Source organism: Streptomyces sp. NPDC002853 (genome assembly GCF_053591915.1).
Genome location: NZ_JBSFUS010000016.1, coordinates 154,946 through 170,632, shown reverse-complemented (window position 1 = coordinate 170,632; position 15,687 = coordinate 154,946). Strand labels below are relative to the sequence as shown.

General features: G+C 69.7%; 15 protein-coding genes. 6 read left to right on the top strand and 9 right to left on the bottom strand.

Features of this window, described 5'->3' with window-relative positions; all coding sequences use genetic code 11:
• Window positions 1–137: 137 nt before the first annotated feature.
• Entirely contained in the window at window positions 138–1,874 is a 1,737-nt protein-coding gene (locus ACWD02_RS37340; RefSeq protein WP_451219579.1) for a GAF domain-containing sensor histidine kinase, read from the top strand.
• Between the two features lie 144 nt (window positions 1,875–2,018).
• Here ACWD02_RS37340 and ACWD02_RS37335 read toward each other — a convergent pair whose 3' ends face one another.
• From ACWD02_RS37335 to ACWD02_RS37320, 4 genes are all read right to left on the bottom strand, one after another.
• Window positions 2,019–2,906 (bottom strand): Cof-type HAD-IIB family hydrolase, encoded by an 888-nt coding sequence (locus ACWD02_RS37335; protein ID WP_451219576.1) that lies wholly within the window; start codon window positions 2,904–2,906, stop codon window positions 2,019–2,021.
• A gap of 61 nt (window positions 2,907–2,967) precedes the next feature.
• Window positions 2,968–3,891 carry an LLM class flavin-dependent oxidoreductase gene (locus ACWD02_RS37330; protein WP_451219573.1) on the bottom strand — a complete coding sequence of 308 codons (924 nt, stop codon included), beginning with the start codon at window positions 3,889–3,891 and terminating at the stop codon, window positions 2,968–2,970.
• 148 nt (window positions 3,892–4,039) lie between these two features.
• A complete protein-coding gene (locus ACWD02_RS37325; RefSeq protein ID WP_451219570.1) occupies window positions 4,040–4,618 on the bottom strand; it encodes an RNA 2'-phosphotransferase in 579 nt (192 codons plus the stop codon).
• A gap of 171 nt (window positions 4,619–4,789) precedes the next feature.
• Complete coding sequence (locus ACWD02_RS37320) at window positions 4,790–5,740, bottom strand: MerR family transcriptional regulator (protein ID WP_451219568.1); 951 nt, start codon at window positions 5,738–5,740, stop codon at window positions 4,790–4,792.
• Between ACWD02_RS37320 and ACWD02_RS37315 the strand changes: the two genes are divergently transcribed.
• Window positions 5,732–5,911 carry a hypothetical protein gene (locus tag ACWD02_RS37315; RefSeq protein WP_451219565.1) on the top strand — a complete coding sequence of 60 codons (180 nt, stop codon included), beginning with the start codon at window positions 5,732–5,734 and terminating at the stop codon, window positions 5,909–5,911. The genes ACWD02_RS37320 and ACWD02_RS37315 overlap by 9 nt on opposite strands.
• On the opposite strand, the gene ACWD02_RS37310 is transcribed toward ACWD02_RS37315, so the two are convergent.
• The 3 genes from ACWD02_RS37310 to ACWD02_RS37300 are packed head-to-tail and all read right to left on the bottom strand — an operon-like array spanning window position 5,908 to window position 9,466.
• Window positions 5,908–6,840 carry a metal-dependent hydrolase gene (locus ACWD02_RS37310; RefSeq protein WP_451219562.1) on the bottom strand — a complete coding sequence of 311 codons (933 nt, stop codon included), beginning with the start codon at window positions 6,838–6,840 and terminating at the stop codon, window positions 5,908–5,910. The genes ACWD02_RS37315 and ACWD02_RS37310 overlap by 4 nt on opposite strands.
• On the bottom strand, window positions 6,837–8,618 hold the full coding sequence (locus tag ACWD02_RS37305) for an SDR family oxidoreductase (RefSeq protein ID WP_451219560.1): 1,782 nt from the start codon (window positions 8,616–8,618) through the stop codon (window positions 6,837–6,839). The genes ACWD02_RS37310 and ACWD02_RS37305 overlap by 4 nt, the downstream gene beginning before the upstream one ends.
• On the bottom strand, window positions 8,615–9,466 hold the full coding sequence (locus tag ACWD02_RS37300) for a M24 family metallopeptidase (protein ID WP_451219550.1): 852 nt from the start codon (window positions 9,464–9,466) through the stop codon (window positions 8,615–8,617). The genes ACWD02_RS37305 and ACWD02_RS37300 overlap by 4 nt, the downstream gene beginning before the upstream one ends.
• Window positions 9,467–9,719: 253 nt before the next feature.
• Here ACWD02_RS37300 and ACWD02_RS37295 point away from each other — a divergent pair, with 253 nt between their 5' ends.
• From ACWD02_RS37295 to ACWD02_RS37280, 4 genes are read left to right on the top strand one after another with little or no spacing between them, the layout of a single operon-like run.
• Window positions 9,720–10,703, top strand: coding sequence for an ABC transporter ATP-binding protein (locus ACWD02_RS37295; RefSeq protein WP_451219657.1), 984 nt, complete (start codon window positions 9,720–9,722; stop codon window positions 10,701–10,703).
• Window positions 10,693–11,598, top strand: coding sequence for an ABC transporter permease subunit (locus ACWD02_RS37290; RefSeq protein WP_451219547.1), 906 nt, complete (start codon window positions 10,693–10,695; stop codon window positions 11,596–11,598). Before ACWD02_RS37295 ends, ACWD02_RS37290 begins: the two co-directional genes overlap by 11 nt.
• The gene (locus tag ACWD02_RS37285; RefSeq protein ID WP_363210273.1) at window positions 11,595–12,506 is read left to right on the top strand and encodes an ABC transporter ATP-binding protein; all 912 of its coding nucleotides are present in this window, start codon (window positions 11,595–11,597) and stop codon (window positions 12,504–12,506) included. The genes ACWD02_RS37290 and ACWD02_RS37285 overlap by 4 nt, the downstream gene beginning before the upstream one ends.
• An 11-nt stretch (window positions 12,507–12,517) precedes the next feature.
• On the top strand, window positions 12,518–13,237 hold the full coding sequence (locus ACWD02_RS37280; protein WP_451219544.1) for an ABC transporter permease subunit: 720 nt from the start codon (window positions 12,518–12,520) through the stop codon (window positions 13,235–13,237).
• Between the two features lie 298 nt (window positions 13,238–13,535).
• Here the strand turns inward: ACWD02_RS37280 and ACWD02_RS37275 are convergent, their stop codons facing one another.
• Window positions 13,536–14,363 carry an HAD family hydrolase gene (locus ACWD02_RS37275; RefSeq protein WP_451219541.1) on the bottom strand — a complete coding sequence of 276 codons (828 nt, stop codon included), beginning with the start codon at window positions 14,361–14,363 and terminating at the stop codon, window positions 13,536–13,538.
• Window positions 14,360–15,649: a serine--tRNA ligase gene (gene serS, locus ACWD02_RS37270; RefSeq protein WP_451219538.1), complete on the bottom strand. Its 1,290-nt coding sequence runs from the start codon at window positions 15,647–15,649 to the stop codon at window positions 14,360–14,362. Before serS ends, ACWD02_RS37275 begins: the two co-directional genes overlap by 4 nt.
• Window positions 15,650–15,687: the final 38 nt, after the last annotated feature.

Genomic DNA, 15,687 nt, shown 5'->3' with positions numbered 1-15,687 from the left:
AGCCGGAAGCGCGGAGTCTGTTCCGAGCCCTGCGGCTGGCTCGGGACAGGCCCCGAGCCGGTGCGGGACAGGCCCCGAGCCGGCACCGGACAGGCCCCGACTTTCCTCGCCAAATAGGACTAACTACTCTCAAAGGCATGTCAGCCCCCTCGGCCTCCGCCGCCTCTCCGCAACCCGACGGCTCATCGGAAGCCATAGAGGCCGCGAAGCAGGCGACCCGCAGCCTGCAGGGGCTCTCCCCCGAGCTCACCGCGCGCGTGCCGCAGCTCCTGGAGGCGATGCGCTCCGTCGGCGCCGGGCTCGAACTGCACACCACGCTCGACCGCATCTGCGAGACGGCGGCCGAGCTCGCGGACGCCCACTACGCGGCGATCGGTGTGGTCTCCGAAGACGGCAAGGGGCTCTCCGACTTCGTCTACGTCGGCATCGGCGAGGAGACGGCCGAGCGGATCGGGCGGCTGCCCGACGGGCACAAGGGGCTGCTCGGCGCCCTCATCCACCAGCCGGAGACCCTGCGCCTCGCGGACCTCTCCGCCGACCCGCGCTCGTGCGGCTTCCCGGCCCACCATCCACCCATGCGGACCTTCCTCGGCGTTCCCATCCGCGTCCAGGGCGAGATCTTCGGCAACCTCTACCTGACCGAGAAGCGAGGCGGCGCCGACTTCAACGAGTACGACGTGCACATGGTCCGCGTCCTCGCGACGGAGGCGGGCATCGCCATCGGCAACGCCCGCCTCTACGAAGCCGCCATGCAGCGCGAGCGCTGGATCGACGGCTCCGTGGCGGTCACCACGGCGCTGCTCTCGGGCAGCGACGCGGAGGAGGCACTCGCCGTCGTGGCCGAACAGGCCCGCCACCTCGCCGACTCGGCCGCCGGGATCGTGCTCCTGCCCGACGAGGAGGGTGGCATGGAGATCGTCGCCGTCTCCTCCGACGAACCCTCCGGGGTGCTCGGCGTGGTCGTCCCTCCGGAGAGCCGCATCATCACCGATCTGCTCGCCGGGGACTCCGTGTTCCTCGACGACGCGGCCACCGACCCACGCGTCATGACCGACCTGGCCCGCGGCTACGGACCCGTCATGATGCTGCCGCTGCAGAGCGACGGCCGCGTCATGGGGACGCTCGTCACGCCACGCGCGCGTGGCGCCCGGCCGTTCAGCGAGACCGAGCGGACCCTCGCCACCCAGTTCGCCTCACAGGCCGCGCTCGCGCTGATGATGGCCGAAGCGCAGCGCGACCGTGAGCGGCTCGCGGTGTACGAGGACCGCGACCGGATCGCACGGGACCTGCACGACCTCGTGATCCAGCGCCTGTTCGCCACCGGGATGATGCTGGAGAGCGCCCAGCGCAGGTCTGTTGTACCCGAGGTGCAGACGGGCGTGGGCAAGGCCGTCGACGAGCTGGACGTGACGATCCAGGAGATCCGGACGGCGATCTTCGCCTTGCAGCAGGGGCCGGCCGAGGCGCCTTCGGGGCTGCGTACGCGGGTCCTCCGCGAGATCAACATGGCCGCGGTACCGCTGGGCTTCAAGCCCTCGCACCACTTCGTCGGCCCCGTCGACACCGTGGTCGGCGAGCTCACCGGGAAGAACCTCATCGCGGCCCTGCGCGAGACGCTGTCCAACGCGTTCCGGCACGCGGGGGCCGATCGCATCGACGTCGTCGTCGACGCGACGGTGATCCTGCCCGACGGTCAGCGGGGCGTACGCCTGACGGTCTCGGACGATGGGGTCGGTATCGCGGAGGGCGGCCGGCGCAGCGGCCTGAAGAACCTAAAGAGGCGCGCGGAGTCGCTCGGCGGGGACAGTTGGTACGGGCCCGGCATCGGCGAGGACGGCGGGGGCACGGCCGTGGTGTGGCAGGCGCCTTACTAGGGGGTGGGAGGGGTCAGGGGTCCCTGTTCCGATGGTCTGCCCCAGGGGCTGGTGGCCAGGGACCAGCCCAGGGACCAGCCCAGGGGCGGTGGCCAGGGACCGGCTCAGGGACCGGCCCAGGGGCCGGTCCGGTCGTGGGTCTCTCTACAGGTCCTGCTGCTCGCTCAGGATCCGTTCGATGACGATCGCGACGCCGTCCTCGTTGTTGGCGACCGTGTGGCCGGACGCGGCGGCGAGCACGTCCGGGTGCGCGTTGCCCATCGCGAACGACGTACCCGCCCAGGTGAGCATCTCGATGTCGTTCGGCATGTCCCCGAAGGCGACGACCTCCGCGGGCGTGATGCCGCGCTCGGCGCAGCACAGCTCCAGCGTGCTGGCCTTGGACACTCCCGGGCCACTGATCTCGAGCAGGGCGCTCGGGCTCGACCGGGTGATCTCGACCTGGCCGCGCACGGCCTCACGGGCCACGGCCAGGAAGTCGTCGGGCGCGATCTCGGGGTGGAAGGCGAGCACCTTCAGGATGGGCTGGGTCGCGTTCTCGGAGTCCTCGGCGAGCAGCTTCTCCGCGGGGGCGACGCTCTCGCCGGGCTCCAGGTGCAGGGGAGGGTACGTCGGCTCGTGGTGGAGTCCGCCGGTCCGCTCGACCGCGAAGGACGTGCCGGGGGCCGCCGCGCGCAGCAGCCGGACGACGTCGAGCGCGTCCTCGCGCCGCAGCTCCCGCACCTTCACGAAGCGATGGCCGCCCGAACCGTCGTGCAGGTCGACCACGGCCGCGCCGTTGCCGCAGATGGCGAGGCCGTGGCCGTGCACGTGAGCGCTGACGACGTCCATCCAGCGCGCCGGGCGGCCGGTCACGAAGAAGACCTCGATCCCGGCCCGCTCGGCGGCGGCGAGTGCGGCGACGGTGCGGTCGGACACGGACTTGTCGTCACGAAGGAGGGTGCCGTCCAGGTCCGTGGCGATCAGCCGGGCCTTGGGCCGGTGGGGGGCGGTGGCGGCCGGGGTCTTGGGCCGTGGGGTAGCTGAGGTCACGCCATCGATTGTCCCGCACCTGCGTGCACGGGCGTGCGCTGGGGCGCACATCTGAGTGCCTTTATGCCTCTGCTGTGCTGCCTCCCAGCTGCACGAGCGCCTCCGTGGCGATCCGCTCGAAGATCTTCTCGTCGGCCGCGAAATCCGTTCCCGGGAGCGGCCAGTGGAGCACGATCTCGTTGAATCCCAGCTCAGCGTGGTTGCCGGCGAAGTCAACGAAGGCGTCGAAGGAGTCGAGGGGGCGGTCCGGGGTGAACCCGGTGAGCAGGATCTTGTCGAGCTCGGCGACATCCCGGCCGATCGCGTCGCAGGCGGCGGCGAGCTTGTCGGCCTGTCCGCGGATGGCTTGAAGTGATTGCTCGGGGGTGCCGTTCTCGAAGAGCTTCGGGTCGCCCGTGGTCACCCACGCCTGCCCGTGGCGCGCGGCGAGCTTCAGGCCGCGCGGTCCGGTGGCGGCGACCGCGAAGGGCAGCCGGGGGCGCTGGACGCAGCCGGGGATGTTGCGCACCTCGGATGCGGAGTAGTACTCGCCCTCGTACGAGACGACGTCCTCGGTGAGAAGGCGGTCGAGCAGCGGCAGGAACTCGCCGAAGTGATCGGCCCGTTCACGCGGGGTCCAGGGCTCCTCGCCCGCCTTGAGCAGCGCGGTGGCGTCGAAGCCGTTGCCGCCCGCGCCGATGCCGAGGGTGATCCGTCCGTCGGAGACGTCGTCCAGCGTGATCAGGTCCTTGGCGAGGGTCACGGGGTGCCGGAAGTTCGGCGAGGTGACCAGGGTGCCGAGGCGCAGCCGGGCGGTGGCGGCCGCGGCCGCGGTCAGGGTCGGCACCGCGCCGAACCAGGGCCCGTCGCGGAAAGTCCGCCAGGAGAGGTGGTCGTAGGTGTACGCGGTGTGGAACCCCAGTTCCTCCGCCCGCTGCCAGCGCTCCTTGCCCCCCTCGTGCCAACGGCGGACGGGCAGGATCACGGTGCTCAGACGCAAACTCATGTATCAGAGCGTATGCCCCTGGAAACCGCGTCCTTGCAGCTCGCCCGGCTGGGACGCTATCCGGTGGGACGGCATCCGGTGGGGTGGTTGTCGGGTCGGGTCGGCGACTGGTGGGGTCGGCGTCCGGGCGGGTCGGTGTCCGGGCGGGTCAGTGCGCGGCAGGGAAGCGGAGATAGCCGGGGGGCACGGCGGCGGTGAGCCAGACGCCGTTGGCGCTGACCTGGAAGACGTGCCCGTCGCGGTGCATCGCACCCGTGTCGACGGAGAGAACGACGGGCCGTCCGCGACGGGCGCCGACGCGGGTGGCGGTCTCCCGGTCGGGCGACAGGTGCACGGCGTGGCGGTTCATGGGCCGCAGGCCCTCGGCGCGGATCGCGGCGATGTTGTGGACCACCGTGCCGTGGAAGAGATAAGCGGGCGGAGTCGCCGGAGGCAGGTTCAGGTCGACGTCGACGGAGTGACCCTGGCTGGCGCGGATCCGGTCGCCCTCCACGGCGAAGCGCTGTTTGTCGTTCACGGCCACCACGTGCTCGAGCTCGGCTCGGGTGAAGCGGAAACCGTGGGCCGCTGCTGCCGCGACAAGGTCGTCGATCTCCGCCCAGCCGTTCTCGTCGAGCGTGAGACCGATCCTCTCCGGCTGATGGCGCAGGTGCTTGGAAAGGTATTTCGACACCTTCACGGTGCGCCGCTCGTCCGCCGCGTCGGCGGAGGGGGCTTCTCTATTCATCCGTTCAGCCTCGCGATTCATCTGTTCAGCCTCGCGCCGTACCGTTCTCCTCGCACTTGTTTTTCGTCCACCGACTTTTCATCCGCCACTTTTCGTCCACAGGTTTGATCCACAGCCAAGTCCAGTTATCCACAGGGGAATTGGCGAATCTGTGGACAACGCGTGGGCGTTTTACGCCTTTTGATCAACGGGCATCTGCTTGGCCGGATTTGTCGCAAGTGCGTCCAATGTCCTGGCCTGGACCTCGCGTTCAGCGGCCGCAGCCACGAAGGCCGCGGCGTTCTCCCGGCCAACCAGCGCCTCCACGGCCTGCATTGTTGCCGCGGGCAGCGCTATCGGGAGCGGCTCATTCGTACGTTGGGCCGGTTGCCTCGAGGCGAGGTGGTGCTGGAGGTGACGCGTGGCGAACAGGCGCATGGCACGAGCCAGTTCGGCGTCGACCGATTGCTGGGCCAGCGGCCTCAGACGCCGGACGAGAGCGGCCGCCTCCGCGGCATCCGCCTCGCTCGGCGGGTGCTGCCCGAGATAGCGCGCGAATACATGCTCGGTGGTGAACTCCAGGAAACGGGCGGCTATGTGCTCGACCTGCCCCCTCAACTCCCGCAAATGTCCCGAGATCGCGGACAACGGTACGCCGGCTGCATGCAACTCCACGGCCACCGCCAGCTCTTGGGGGCTCGGCACCAGGAATTCGTCGTCCCGTCCGGGCATGGGCTCAAGCACGCCGAGGGCGATGGCATCGGCCACCGCGGCCTCGTCCGGCTCTCCGCCGAACGCCGCGTCCAGCTCCGCCCGGGTCATCCGGTCGGCCTTCTCGTCCGTCCACGGACCGCCGACCTCGGCGGCGAGGCCCAGGACACCGCCGAGCCCCCGGCCCGCGTCCCAGGCCTCGAGCAGCTCCTTGATGGAGGCCAGGGTGTACCCCCTGTCGAGCAGGTCGGCGATCTGCCTCAACCGGGCCAGGTGCGTGTCGCCGTACACATTGGCCCGGCCGCGACGCTCGGGCCGGGGGAGCAGGCCGCGGTCCTGATAGGCGCGGATCGTGCGAACCGTGGCGCCGCTGTGGTGCGCCAGGTCCTCGATGCGGTACTCCGCCGGCCTGTGCCCGCCGCCATGATCCACGAGTCCCTGCCCGCGGCCGTGATCCACGAGTCCTCGCCCGGCGCCCTGATCCACGAGTCCCTGCCCGGCGCCCTGATCCACGAGTCCCTGCCCGGCGCCCTGATCCACGTGTCCCCGCCCGGCGTCCGTCTGCTCGTCCACGCTCCCCGCCTCCGTAAACCCTCGTGCTAGGCGATGGCCGCTCGGCCGACCGCAGCGGCCGCTGCCCGTGCCGCGGGTGACTCCGTCAGATACTCGACGGCCTTGCGCAGCGAGCCTTCCTGCGAGGGATGGTACGACCGCCGCAGGTAGCGGGGTATGGCCGTGCCGATCTCCCGCCAGGTGGGCAGCAGCCCCTTCCTGACGGCCTTGTTGTGCCCGGCCAGGGAGTAGCGGATGCGCCCCGCGAGCTGGGGGTCCCGGCGCATCAGATAGGCGGTGCCCCAGATCCACAGGTACAGCATCACGGGCGCCGTGACCGTCATGCCCGCGATACGGCGGGCATAGCGGGCCAGACCTTCGCCGCCGCAGTGCTGATACATGTCGAAGGCGACCGAGCGGTGCTCCACCTCCTCCGCGCCGTGCCAGCGCAGCAGGTCGAGCATGACCTCGTCGGCGCCCGCGCGGTCCAGGCCCTCGGCGTGCAGCACCCAGTTCCCCAGGACCGCCGTGAACTGCTCGATCGCCGCGACGACCGCGAGGCGGAACCGCAGCCACTCCTGCGTCGGTATCGGAGCGCCCAACGGCGGTGCCTCGCCGAGGAGTTTCTCGAAGAGGAAGTCGACGTACTTGGTGAACGCGGCGGTGTCGAGCCGCTGCGCCGCCAGATGGTCGAGCACATGCGCGTGCTGCACGCTGTGCGTGGCTTCCTGGCCCATGAACCCCTTGACGTCCTTCAGCAGCACCGGATCGGTGACCAGGGGCAGGCCTTCCTTGAAGACCTTCACGAACCACCGCTCCCCCGCGGGGAGAAGCAGATGCAGCACGTTGATCACGTGGGTGGCGGTGGGCTCGTCCGGTATCCAGTGCAGCGGGGTCCGCTCCCAGTCGAACGAGACCCGGCGCGGAACGATCGTGTAGTGCTCCTCGGTGTTCGTGCCGGTGCTCTTCGCCGTGCTCACAGCGGCGGCTCCAATCGGGCTATCGCGCGCAGGGCCTTGGGCGTGAAGCGGGACATGAGGTGGGCGCCACGGGCCTCCGGGGTCACGGGGACCACGGCCTGGTTCTTGACGACGGCCCGCAGGATCGCGTCCGCGACCTTCTCCGGCGGGTAGTTCCGCAGGCCGTACAGGCGCGATGTCTTCTTCTGGCGGCGCTTCTCCTCCTCCGCGTCGACACCGGCGAAGTGCGTGGTCGCCGTGATGTTCGTGTTCACGAAGCCCGGGCATATCGCGGAGACCCCGATGCCCTGGCCCGCCAGCTCCGCGCGCAGGCACTCGCTGAGCATCAGGACCGCGGCCTTGGAGGTGCTGTAGGCGGGCAGGGCCTTGGACGGCTGATAGGCCGCGGCGGACGCGGTGTTGACGATGTGGCCGCCCTGGCCGCGCTCGGCCATCTGCTTGCCGAAGAGCCGGCAGCCGTGGATCACGCCCCACAGATTGACGTCGAGGACCTTCTTCCAGTCCTCGGCGCTCGTGTCGAGGAACGAGCCGGAGAGCCCGATCCCTGCGTTGTTCACCAGGACGTCGACGATGCCGTACTCCCTGGCGACCTTCTCGGCGAGCTTCTCCATGGCCTGCTCGTCGGCGACGTCGACGGTCTCGCCCCAGGCCTCGGGGGCGCCGATCAGACGCGACATCTCCGCCGTACGGGTCGCGCTCTCCGCGTCCCGGTCGACCGCCACGACGCGTGCGCCCGCCTCGGCGAACGCGAAGGCGGTGGCTCGCCCGATGCCGCTGCCCGCCCCTGTGACCAGGACCAGCTGGCCGCCGAAGCGGTCGGCGTGCTTGCCCGTGGCCACACTGTCCTTCGCGGGCACGCCGTCCTCGTTCGACGTCACGAAGTCGGTGATCCAGGCGGCCAGTTGGTCGGGGCGCGTGCGGGGCACCCAGTGTTTGGCCGGGATGCTGCGGCGCACCAGCTCCGGGGCCCACAGCTCCAGCTCGTCGTAGAGCCGCTCCGACAGGAAGATGTCACCGGACGGCGTGATGAGCTGGACGGGGGCGTGCGCGTACGCATCGGCGCGGGGCCTGCGCATCCGGGCGCGGACGTTGTCGCGGTAGAGCCATGCTCCGTGCGCGGCGTCCGACGGCAGCGACGACGTCGGGTAGTCGCCGGCAGGCACCTTCTCCATGCGCTGGAGGATCTTCGGCCACTGCTTGCCGAGCGGCCCGCGCCAGGCGAGCTCGGGGAGCACCGGAGTGTGCAGCATGTACACGTACCAGGACTTGGCGCCTTGGCCGAGGAGCTGGCCGACCTTGCGCGGTGTGGGCCGGGTCATCCGCTTCTTGATCCAGTGCCCGAAGTGGTCGAGCGAGGGCCCCGACATCGAGGTGAAGGACGCGATGCGCCCCTCGGTGCGCTTGACTGTGACGAACTCCCAGGCCTGTACCGAACCCCAGTCGTGGCCGACCAGATGGACCGGCTTGTCCGGGCTCACCGCGTCGGCGACGGCCACGAAGTCGTCGGTCAGCTTCTCCAGCGTGAATCCGCCGCGCAGCGGCTGCGGAGCCGTCGACCTGCCGTGGCCCCGCACGTCGTACAGCACGACGTGGAAGCGGTCGGCGAGGCGCTCGGCCACCTCCGACCACACCTCCTTGGAGTCCGGATAGCCGTGCACGAGCAGCACCGTGGGCTGCGTCGGATCCCCGAGCTCGGCGACGCACAGCTCCACCCCGCCCGTGCGCACCCAGCGCTCGCGGGCGCCCTTGATCCCCTTGGTGATTCCTCCCGTGGTCATGCGGCGGCCCTCTCCTCAGCCCAGCGCCGCACATGCGGCAGATCGTCGTCCAGCCAGAACGCGCTCTGCTCGGGGTCCTTGGAGTCGGTGACGACCAGGATCTCCTCGAACTTCGCGCCCGTACCCCTGAATCCGAGGTGCGGTTCGACCGCCCAGAGCCCCTGCTGGGGCGGGTGGTCGGAGAATTTGTACGGCGACCAGAGCGGCGACCAGCCGTCCCGGTGACCGTGGATCGCATCGCTCGCAAGGCCCTTCAGGGACTGGGTGCCGAAGCCGAAGACGGTCGGCGACAGCCGGCGCTCCTTGACCCGGTCGACCTTGTGCGCGATGACGCCGAAGGGATACGCGCGATGACGGTTGGCATAGCCCTGGCGCACCATGAGCCGGTCCACGTCCTCATAGATCTCGCGCAGCGGGCGGCGCTCGCGCACCTCGCGCAGGAGCAGCTCGCGGTGCGCTTCCAGGTCGGCGAGCAGCTTGTCGTGCACGGGATTGAGTCCGAGGCAGCCCGAGTAGCCGATGTCCGCCGTATATCCCTTGTAGACCGGGGCCATGTCGAGGATGAAGGGCATCCCCGGCTCGAGGCGGCGGTTGGTGGGGAAGAACTGCAGCGGTATCCGGAAGTTCACGAACGCCGTGCGGTCCCCGAACCAGGCGAAGGGCAGGTGGAACCAGTCCCGCACACCCCGCTCACGCAGCCAGTCACGCTGCATCCGAGCCGCCTCGCGCTCGGTCACCCCCGGTCTGAGCTGTGCCGCGACCGCCTCCGCGCATTCATACGCGAGGGTCTGCACTTCCCTGAACCCCCGCAGCTCCGCGGAGAGTTCACCTGCCACTGCTGAGGTCATGCCACCGTCCGTCCGTGTCCGGTCCATCGCAGTACGCGTCCGTAACTTGACACTGATGAATGTGACAATGCTCGGCGGCTACGTCAATAGCTGTGCACCAGCCGGGTCCGACTCCAGGGTCGGCTGCGGGATGTCCCCCAGGGGTCGACCGCAGGCGGACCCTTACGGGCCCGTAATACCCGAGAGTGAGGCGAGGACAAGACCCTGGTCTGACGCCTGATGTGGCCTGCGCCACTACCTTCGAATCGTGACTGTGATCGCGACCGAAAGCCTGAGCAAGCGGTTCCCGAGGGTGACCGCGCTTGACCGGCTCTCCATGGATATCGGGCCCGGTGTGACCGGACTCGTCGGAGCCAATGGAGCCGGCAAGTCCACACTGATCAAGATCCTGCTGGGTCTGTCCCCCGCCACGGAGGGCACCGCGGCCGTGCTCGGCCTCGACGTCGCCACCAGCGGCGGCCAGATCCGTGAACGCGTCGGCTATATGCCCGAGCACGACTGCCTGCCGCCGGACGTGTCGGCCACCGAGTTCGTCGTCCATATGGCGCGCATGTCGGGACTGCCTCCCACGGCGGCCCGCGAGCGCACCGCGGACACGCTGCGGCACGTCGGTCTGTACGAGGAGCGCTACCGCCCCATCGGTGGCTACTCGACGGGCATGAAACAGCGCGTGAAGCTCGCGCAGGCCCTCGTCCACGACCCCGACCTGGTCTTCCTGGACGAACCGACCAACGGCCTCGACCCTGTGGGCCGCGACGAGATGCTCGACCTCATCCGCCGCGTCCACACGGACTTCGGCATCTCCGTCCTGGTCACCTCGCACCTGCTCGGCGAGCTGGAGCGCACCTGCGACCACGTCGTCGTCATCGACGGCGGCAAGCTCCTGCGGTCCAGCTCCACCACCGACTTCACCCAGACCACCACGACGCTGGCCGTCGAGGTGACGGACACCGACGAACACCCCGACGGCACCAAGGTGTTCCGCGACGCACTGCAGGGCCGGGGCGTCGCCACTGACGAGGGAAGCGGCCTGCCCGGTGCCGGGCACACCGTGCTGCTCGAAGCGACCGGCGAGGAGACGTACGACCTGATCCGCGACCTCGTCGCGGACCTCGGCCTCGGCCTGGTCCGGATGGAACAGCGCAGGCACCACATCGCCGAGGTCTTCCAGTCCGAACAAACCGAGCAACCCGAGCAGACGGATGCGCGGAAGGAGGCGGTCCGCCATGGCGGTTGAGCAGCCCCCGGCACACGCCGGTGAACAGACCCAGATCCACAACATCGGCTATCGCAAGTACGACGGCCCGCGCCTGGGCCGCGCCTACGCCCGCCGCTCGCTCTTCTCACAGAGCCTGCGCGGGGCGTACGGACTCGGCCGCTCGGCCAAGTCCAAGGTGCTCCCCATGATCCTCTTCGCGGTGATGTGCGTCCCCGCCGCGATCATGGTGGCGGTCGCCGTCACCACCAAGGCGAACGAACTCCCCGTCGAATACACCCGGTACGCGATCCTGCTGCAAGCCGTCATCAGTCTCTACCTCGCGGCCCAGGCCCCCCAGACGGTCTCCCGTGACCTGCGCTTCAAGACCGTCCCCCTCTACTTCTCCCGCCCCATCGAGCACAGCGACTACGTACGCGCCAAGTTCGCGGCGATGGCATCGGCCCTCTTCATCCTCACGGCCGCACCGCTGCTCGTCCTCTACGTGGGGGCGCTGCTCGCCAAGCTCGACTTCGCCGACCAGACCAAGGGCTTCGGCCAGGGGCTCGTCTCCGTGGCACTCCTCTCGCTCCTCTTCTCCGGCATCGCCCTCGTCGTCTCGGCCGTCACACCCCGCCGTGGCTTCGGGATCGCCGCCGTCATCGCCGTACTGACCATCAGCTACGGAGCGGTGTCCACGGTCCAGGCCATCGCCCACGAACAGGGCAGCACCGATGCCCTGTCCTGGCTCGGCCTCTTCTCGCCGATCACGCTCATCGACGGCGTACAGTCCGCCTTCCTCGGCGCGACCTCCGCCTTCCCCGGAGGGGAAGGCCCGTCGTCCGGCACGGGAGCGGTCTACGTGATCGTCGTCCTCGCCCTCATCGCGGGCTGCTACGGCGCACTGCTGCGCCGCTACCGAAAGGTCGGGCTGTGAGCACGATCAACATCGACCACACCAGCCGCTGGTTCGGCAACGTGGTGGCGGTCAACGACATCACGATGAACGTCGGCCCGGGCGTCACCGGCCTCCTCGGTCCGAACGGCGCGGGAAAGTCCACCCTCATCAACATGATGGGCGGATTCCTCGCCCCCTCCACCGGCAGCGTCACCCTCGACGCCAAGCCGATCTGGCGCAACGAACAGATCTACAAGGACATCGGCATCGTCCCCGAGCGCGAAGGGATGTACGACTTCCTCACCGGACGCGAATTCGTCGTCGCCAACGCCGAGTTGCACGGCCTCGACAAGCGAGCCGCGCACAAGGCCCTCGCCACGGTCGAGATGGAGTACGCGCAGGACCGCAAGATCTCGACGTACAGCAAGGGCATGCGCCAGCGCGTGAAGATGGCGTCCGCCCTCGTCCACGAACCATCCGTGCTCCTGCTCGACGAGCCGTTCAACGGCATGGACCCCCGCCAGCGCATGCAGCTGATGGACCTCCTTCGGCGCATGGGGGACGAGGGCCGCACGGTCCTGTTCTCCTCGCACATCCTCGAAGAGGTCGAGCAACTGGCCTCGCACATCGAGGTGATCGTGGCCGGCCGCCACGCGGCGAGCGGTGACTTCCGCAAGATCCGGCGCCTGATGACCGACCGCCCCCACCGCTACCTCGTGCGTTCCAGCGACGACCGCGCCCTGGCCGCCGCCCTGATCGCGGACCCGTCGACGGCGGGAATCGAAGTCGACCTCAAGGAAGGCGCCCTGCGCATCCAAGCCATCGACTTCGGGCGCTTCACCGCCCTGTTGCCACGCATCGCCCGCGATCACGACATCCGGCTCCTCACGGTCTCGCCCTCGGACGAGTCCCTCGAGTCGGTCTTCTCCTACCTCGTCGCGGCCTGAAGGGAGCCATCGTGTACGACCCCACTGTCGCCCGGCTCACCTACCGGGCCCTGCTCGGCCGCCGCCGGGCACTGATCCTCCTGGCCCTGCCCGTCCTGCTGGTCGTCATCGCCGCCGCGGTCCGCGGATTCAACGGCGCCGACGACCAGGTCGCCTCCGACCTCCTCGGCGGCTTCGCGCTCGCCACGATGGTGCCGATCATCGGCGTCATCGCGGGCACCGGAGCCATCGGCCCGGAGATCGACGACGGCTCGGTCGTCTATCTCCTCTCCAAGCCGGTCAAGCGGCCCACGATCATCATCACCAAGCTCACCATCGCCATCGCCGTCACCATGGCCTTCTCCGCGGTCCCGACGTTCATCGCGGGCATGATCCTGAACGGCAACGGCCAGCAGATCGCCGTGGCGTACACGATCGCCGCCTTGGTCGCCTCCATCGCGTACGCGGCACTCTTCCTGCTCCTGGGCACCATCACCCGGCACGCGGTCGTCTTCGGGCTGGTCTACGCCCTCGTGTGGGAGACCCTCTTCGGGTCGCTGGTCCCCGGCGCGCGCACGCTCAGCGTCCAGCAGTGGTCGCTCGCCGTCGCCCAGAAGACGGCGGGCGGCGACCTGGTCACCTCGGACGTCGGACTGCCGGTCGCCACGGTGCTCCTTGTCGGCGTCGCGGTCCTCGCCACCTGGTACGCCGGACAGAAACTGCGGTCGCTGACGCTGGCCGGGGAGGAGTGATTTATTCGGTGGCGGGCGCATCGGGGCGCGGGCACAGTAGAGGTGTCACCGCGCCACGACCCTGGCGCCCGCAGACCGGGAGAGGAGCCGACGTGTCGCTCACGAGTCCGTCGAGTTCCCGGCAGGGCAGCCCGCGGCAGGCTTCGGAGTAGTCACTCACTCCGTTGAGCCCCGCCCACGGGGGAACTGCCCGGGGCGGCCGCTTCGAGCGCGCACTTCGCTGCGCGGGCCGCCCACCCGACCACGCAGTGAGCCGGGCACCGCATGCGGTGCCCGGCTCACTGCGTGGTGCTCGGAACTACTGGCCGAGAAGCCTCTCCAGCACCGCCGCGATGCCGTCGTCCTCGTTCGACGTCGTCACCTCGTCGGCAACCGTCTTGAGCTCCTCATGGGCGTTGGCCATGGCCACGCCATGGGCCGCCCAGCCGAACATCGGTATGTCGTTGGGCATGTCCCCGAAAGCGATCGTGTCCGCTGCCTTCGCGCCGAGGCGGCGTGCCGCGAGGGACAGGCCCGTCGCCTTGGAGAGGCCGAGGGGAAGGAGTTCGACGATGCCTTCGCCGGCCATCGTCACGCCGACCAGGCCACCCGCCACCTGACGCGCCACCGAGGCCAGCTCGTCGTCGCTCAGGCCCGGGTGCTGGACGTACACCTTGTTCAGCGGAGCAGCCCACAGCTCGGCGACGTCCGTGAACGGGACGGCGGGCAGGGGGCCGTCCTGCACCGCGTACCCAGGACCGACGATCACTTCGCCGTCGAGGCCGTCACGGCTCGCGGCCAGCGCCAGCGGACCGATCTCCGCCTCTATCTTGGCGAGGGCGATACCGGCGAGCTGGCGGTCGAGCGTGACCGACGTGAGTAGCCGGTGCTCGCCCGCGTGGTAGACCTGCGCGCCCTGCCCGCACACCGCCAGGCCGTCATAGCCCAGGTCGTCGAGGATGTGCCGGGTCCAGGGCACGGCACGGCCGGTGACGATGATGTGCGCGGCGCCCGCCGCGGTGGCCGCGATGAGCGCGTCGCGCGTACGCGCCGAGACCGTGTCGTCGGAGCGCAGGAGCGTTCCGTCGAGGTCGGTCGCGACGAGCTTGTACGGGAAGGACGGCGTGGCGGGAGCAGGATGGCTCACTTGTTGATGGGCTCCAGGATCTCTCGTCCCCCCAGGTACGGCCGCAGTACCTCGGGCACCCACACGGAGCCGTCGGCCTGCTGGTGGTTCTCCAGAAGGGCGACGATCGTGCGCGGGACGGCGCAGAGCGTGCCGTTCAGCGTCGCGAGCGGCTGCGTCACCTTCTTGCCGTCGCTCTCGTCGCGCATCCGGATCGACAGGCGGCGGGCCTGGAATCCGTCGCAGTTCGACGCGGAGGTCAGCTCGCGGTACTTGCCCTGCGTCGGGATCCACGCCTCGCAGTCGAACTTGCGCGAGGCCGAGGCGCCCAGGTCACCCGTGGCCACGTCGATGACCTGGAAAGGCAGGCCAAGACCCGTCAGCCACTGCTTCTCCCACTCCAGGAGCCGCTGGTGCTCGTTCTCCGCGTCCGCCGGGTCGACGTACGAGAACATCTCGACCTTGTCGAACTGGTGCACGCGGAAGATGCCGCGGGTGTCCTTGCCGTACGTGCCGGCCTCACGGCGGAAGCAGGGCGAGAAGCCCGCGTACCGCAGGGGCAGCTTGTCGGCGTCGATGATCTCGTCCATGTGGTAACCGGCGAGCGCGACCTCGGAGGTGCCGACCAGGTAGTAGTCGTCCTTCTCCAGGTGGTAGACGTTCTCGGCGGCCTGGCCGAGGAAGCCCGTGCCCTCCATGGCGCGCGGGCGGACCAGGGCGGGCGTCAGCATCGGGATGAACCCGGCTTCCGTCGCCTGCGCGATCGCCGCGTTCACCAGGGCCAGTTCGAGCAGGGCGCCGACACCGGTCAGGTAGTAGAAGCGCGAGCCGGAGACCTTCGCGCCACGTTCGACGTCGATGGCGCCGAGCGCCTCGCCGAGCTCCAGGTGGTCCTTGGGCGTGAAGCCCTCGGCCGCGAAGTCACGCGGGGTGCCGATCGTGTCGAGGACGACGAAGTCCTCCTCGCCGCCGACCGGGACGTCCGGGTGGACCAGGTTGCCCAGCTGGCCCAGCAGGCGCTTGGTCTCCTCGTCGGCCTCGTCCTGGGCGGCATTGGCAGCCTTGACGGCGGCGGAGAGCTCGCCGGCCTTCTTCAGGAGTTCGGCCTTCTCGTCACCCGAGGCCTTGGGGATGAGCTTGCCGAGCGCCTTCTGCTCGGAACGGAGCTCGTCGAAGCGGAGCCCGGACGACCTGCGCCGCTCGTCGGCGGAGAGCAGGGCGTCGACAAGCGCGACGTCCTCTCCACGGGCGCGCTGGGAGGCGCGAACACGGTCGGGGTCTTCACGGAGCAGGCGAAGGTCAATCACCCCACCAGGCTACCGTCGAGCGGTTCGGGCTCTCGACT

Bases quoted from the DNA above. Each gene is read 5' to 3' on its own strand.
- ACWD02_RS37305 (WP_451219560.1), bottom strand. From the start codon at position 8,618: ATGACCACGGGAGGAATCACCAAGGGGATCAAGGGCGCCCGCGAGCGC.
- ACWD02_RS37325 (WP_451219570.1), bottom strand. From the start codon at position 4,618: ATGAATAGAGAAGCCCCCTCCGCCGACGCGGCGGACGAGCGGCGCACC.
- ACWD02_RS37300 (WP_451219550.1), bottom strand. From the start codon at position 9,466: ATGACCTCAGCAGTGGCAGGTGAACTCTCCGCGGAGCTGCGGGGGTTC.
- ACWD02_RS37340 (WP_451219579.1), top strand. From the start codon at position 138: ATGTCAGCCCCCTCGGCCTCCGCCGCCTCTCCGCAACCCGACGGCTCA.
- ACWD02_RS37315 (WP_451219565.1), top strand. From the start codon at position 5,732: ATGATCCACGAGTCCCTGCCCGCGGCCGTGATCCACGAGTCCTCGCCC.
- ACWD02_RS37290 (WP_451219547.1), top strand. From the start codon at position 10,693: ATGGCGGTTGAGCAGCCCCCGGCACACGCCGGTGAACAGACCCAGATC.
- ACWD02_RS37330 (WP_451219573.1), bottom strand. From the start codon at position 3,891: ATGAGTTTGCGTCTGAGCACCGTGATCCTGCCCGTCCGCCGTTGGCAC.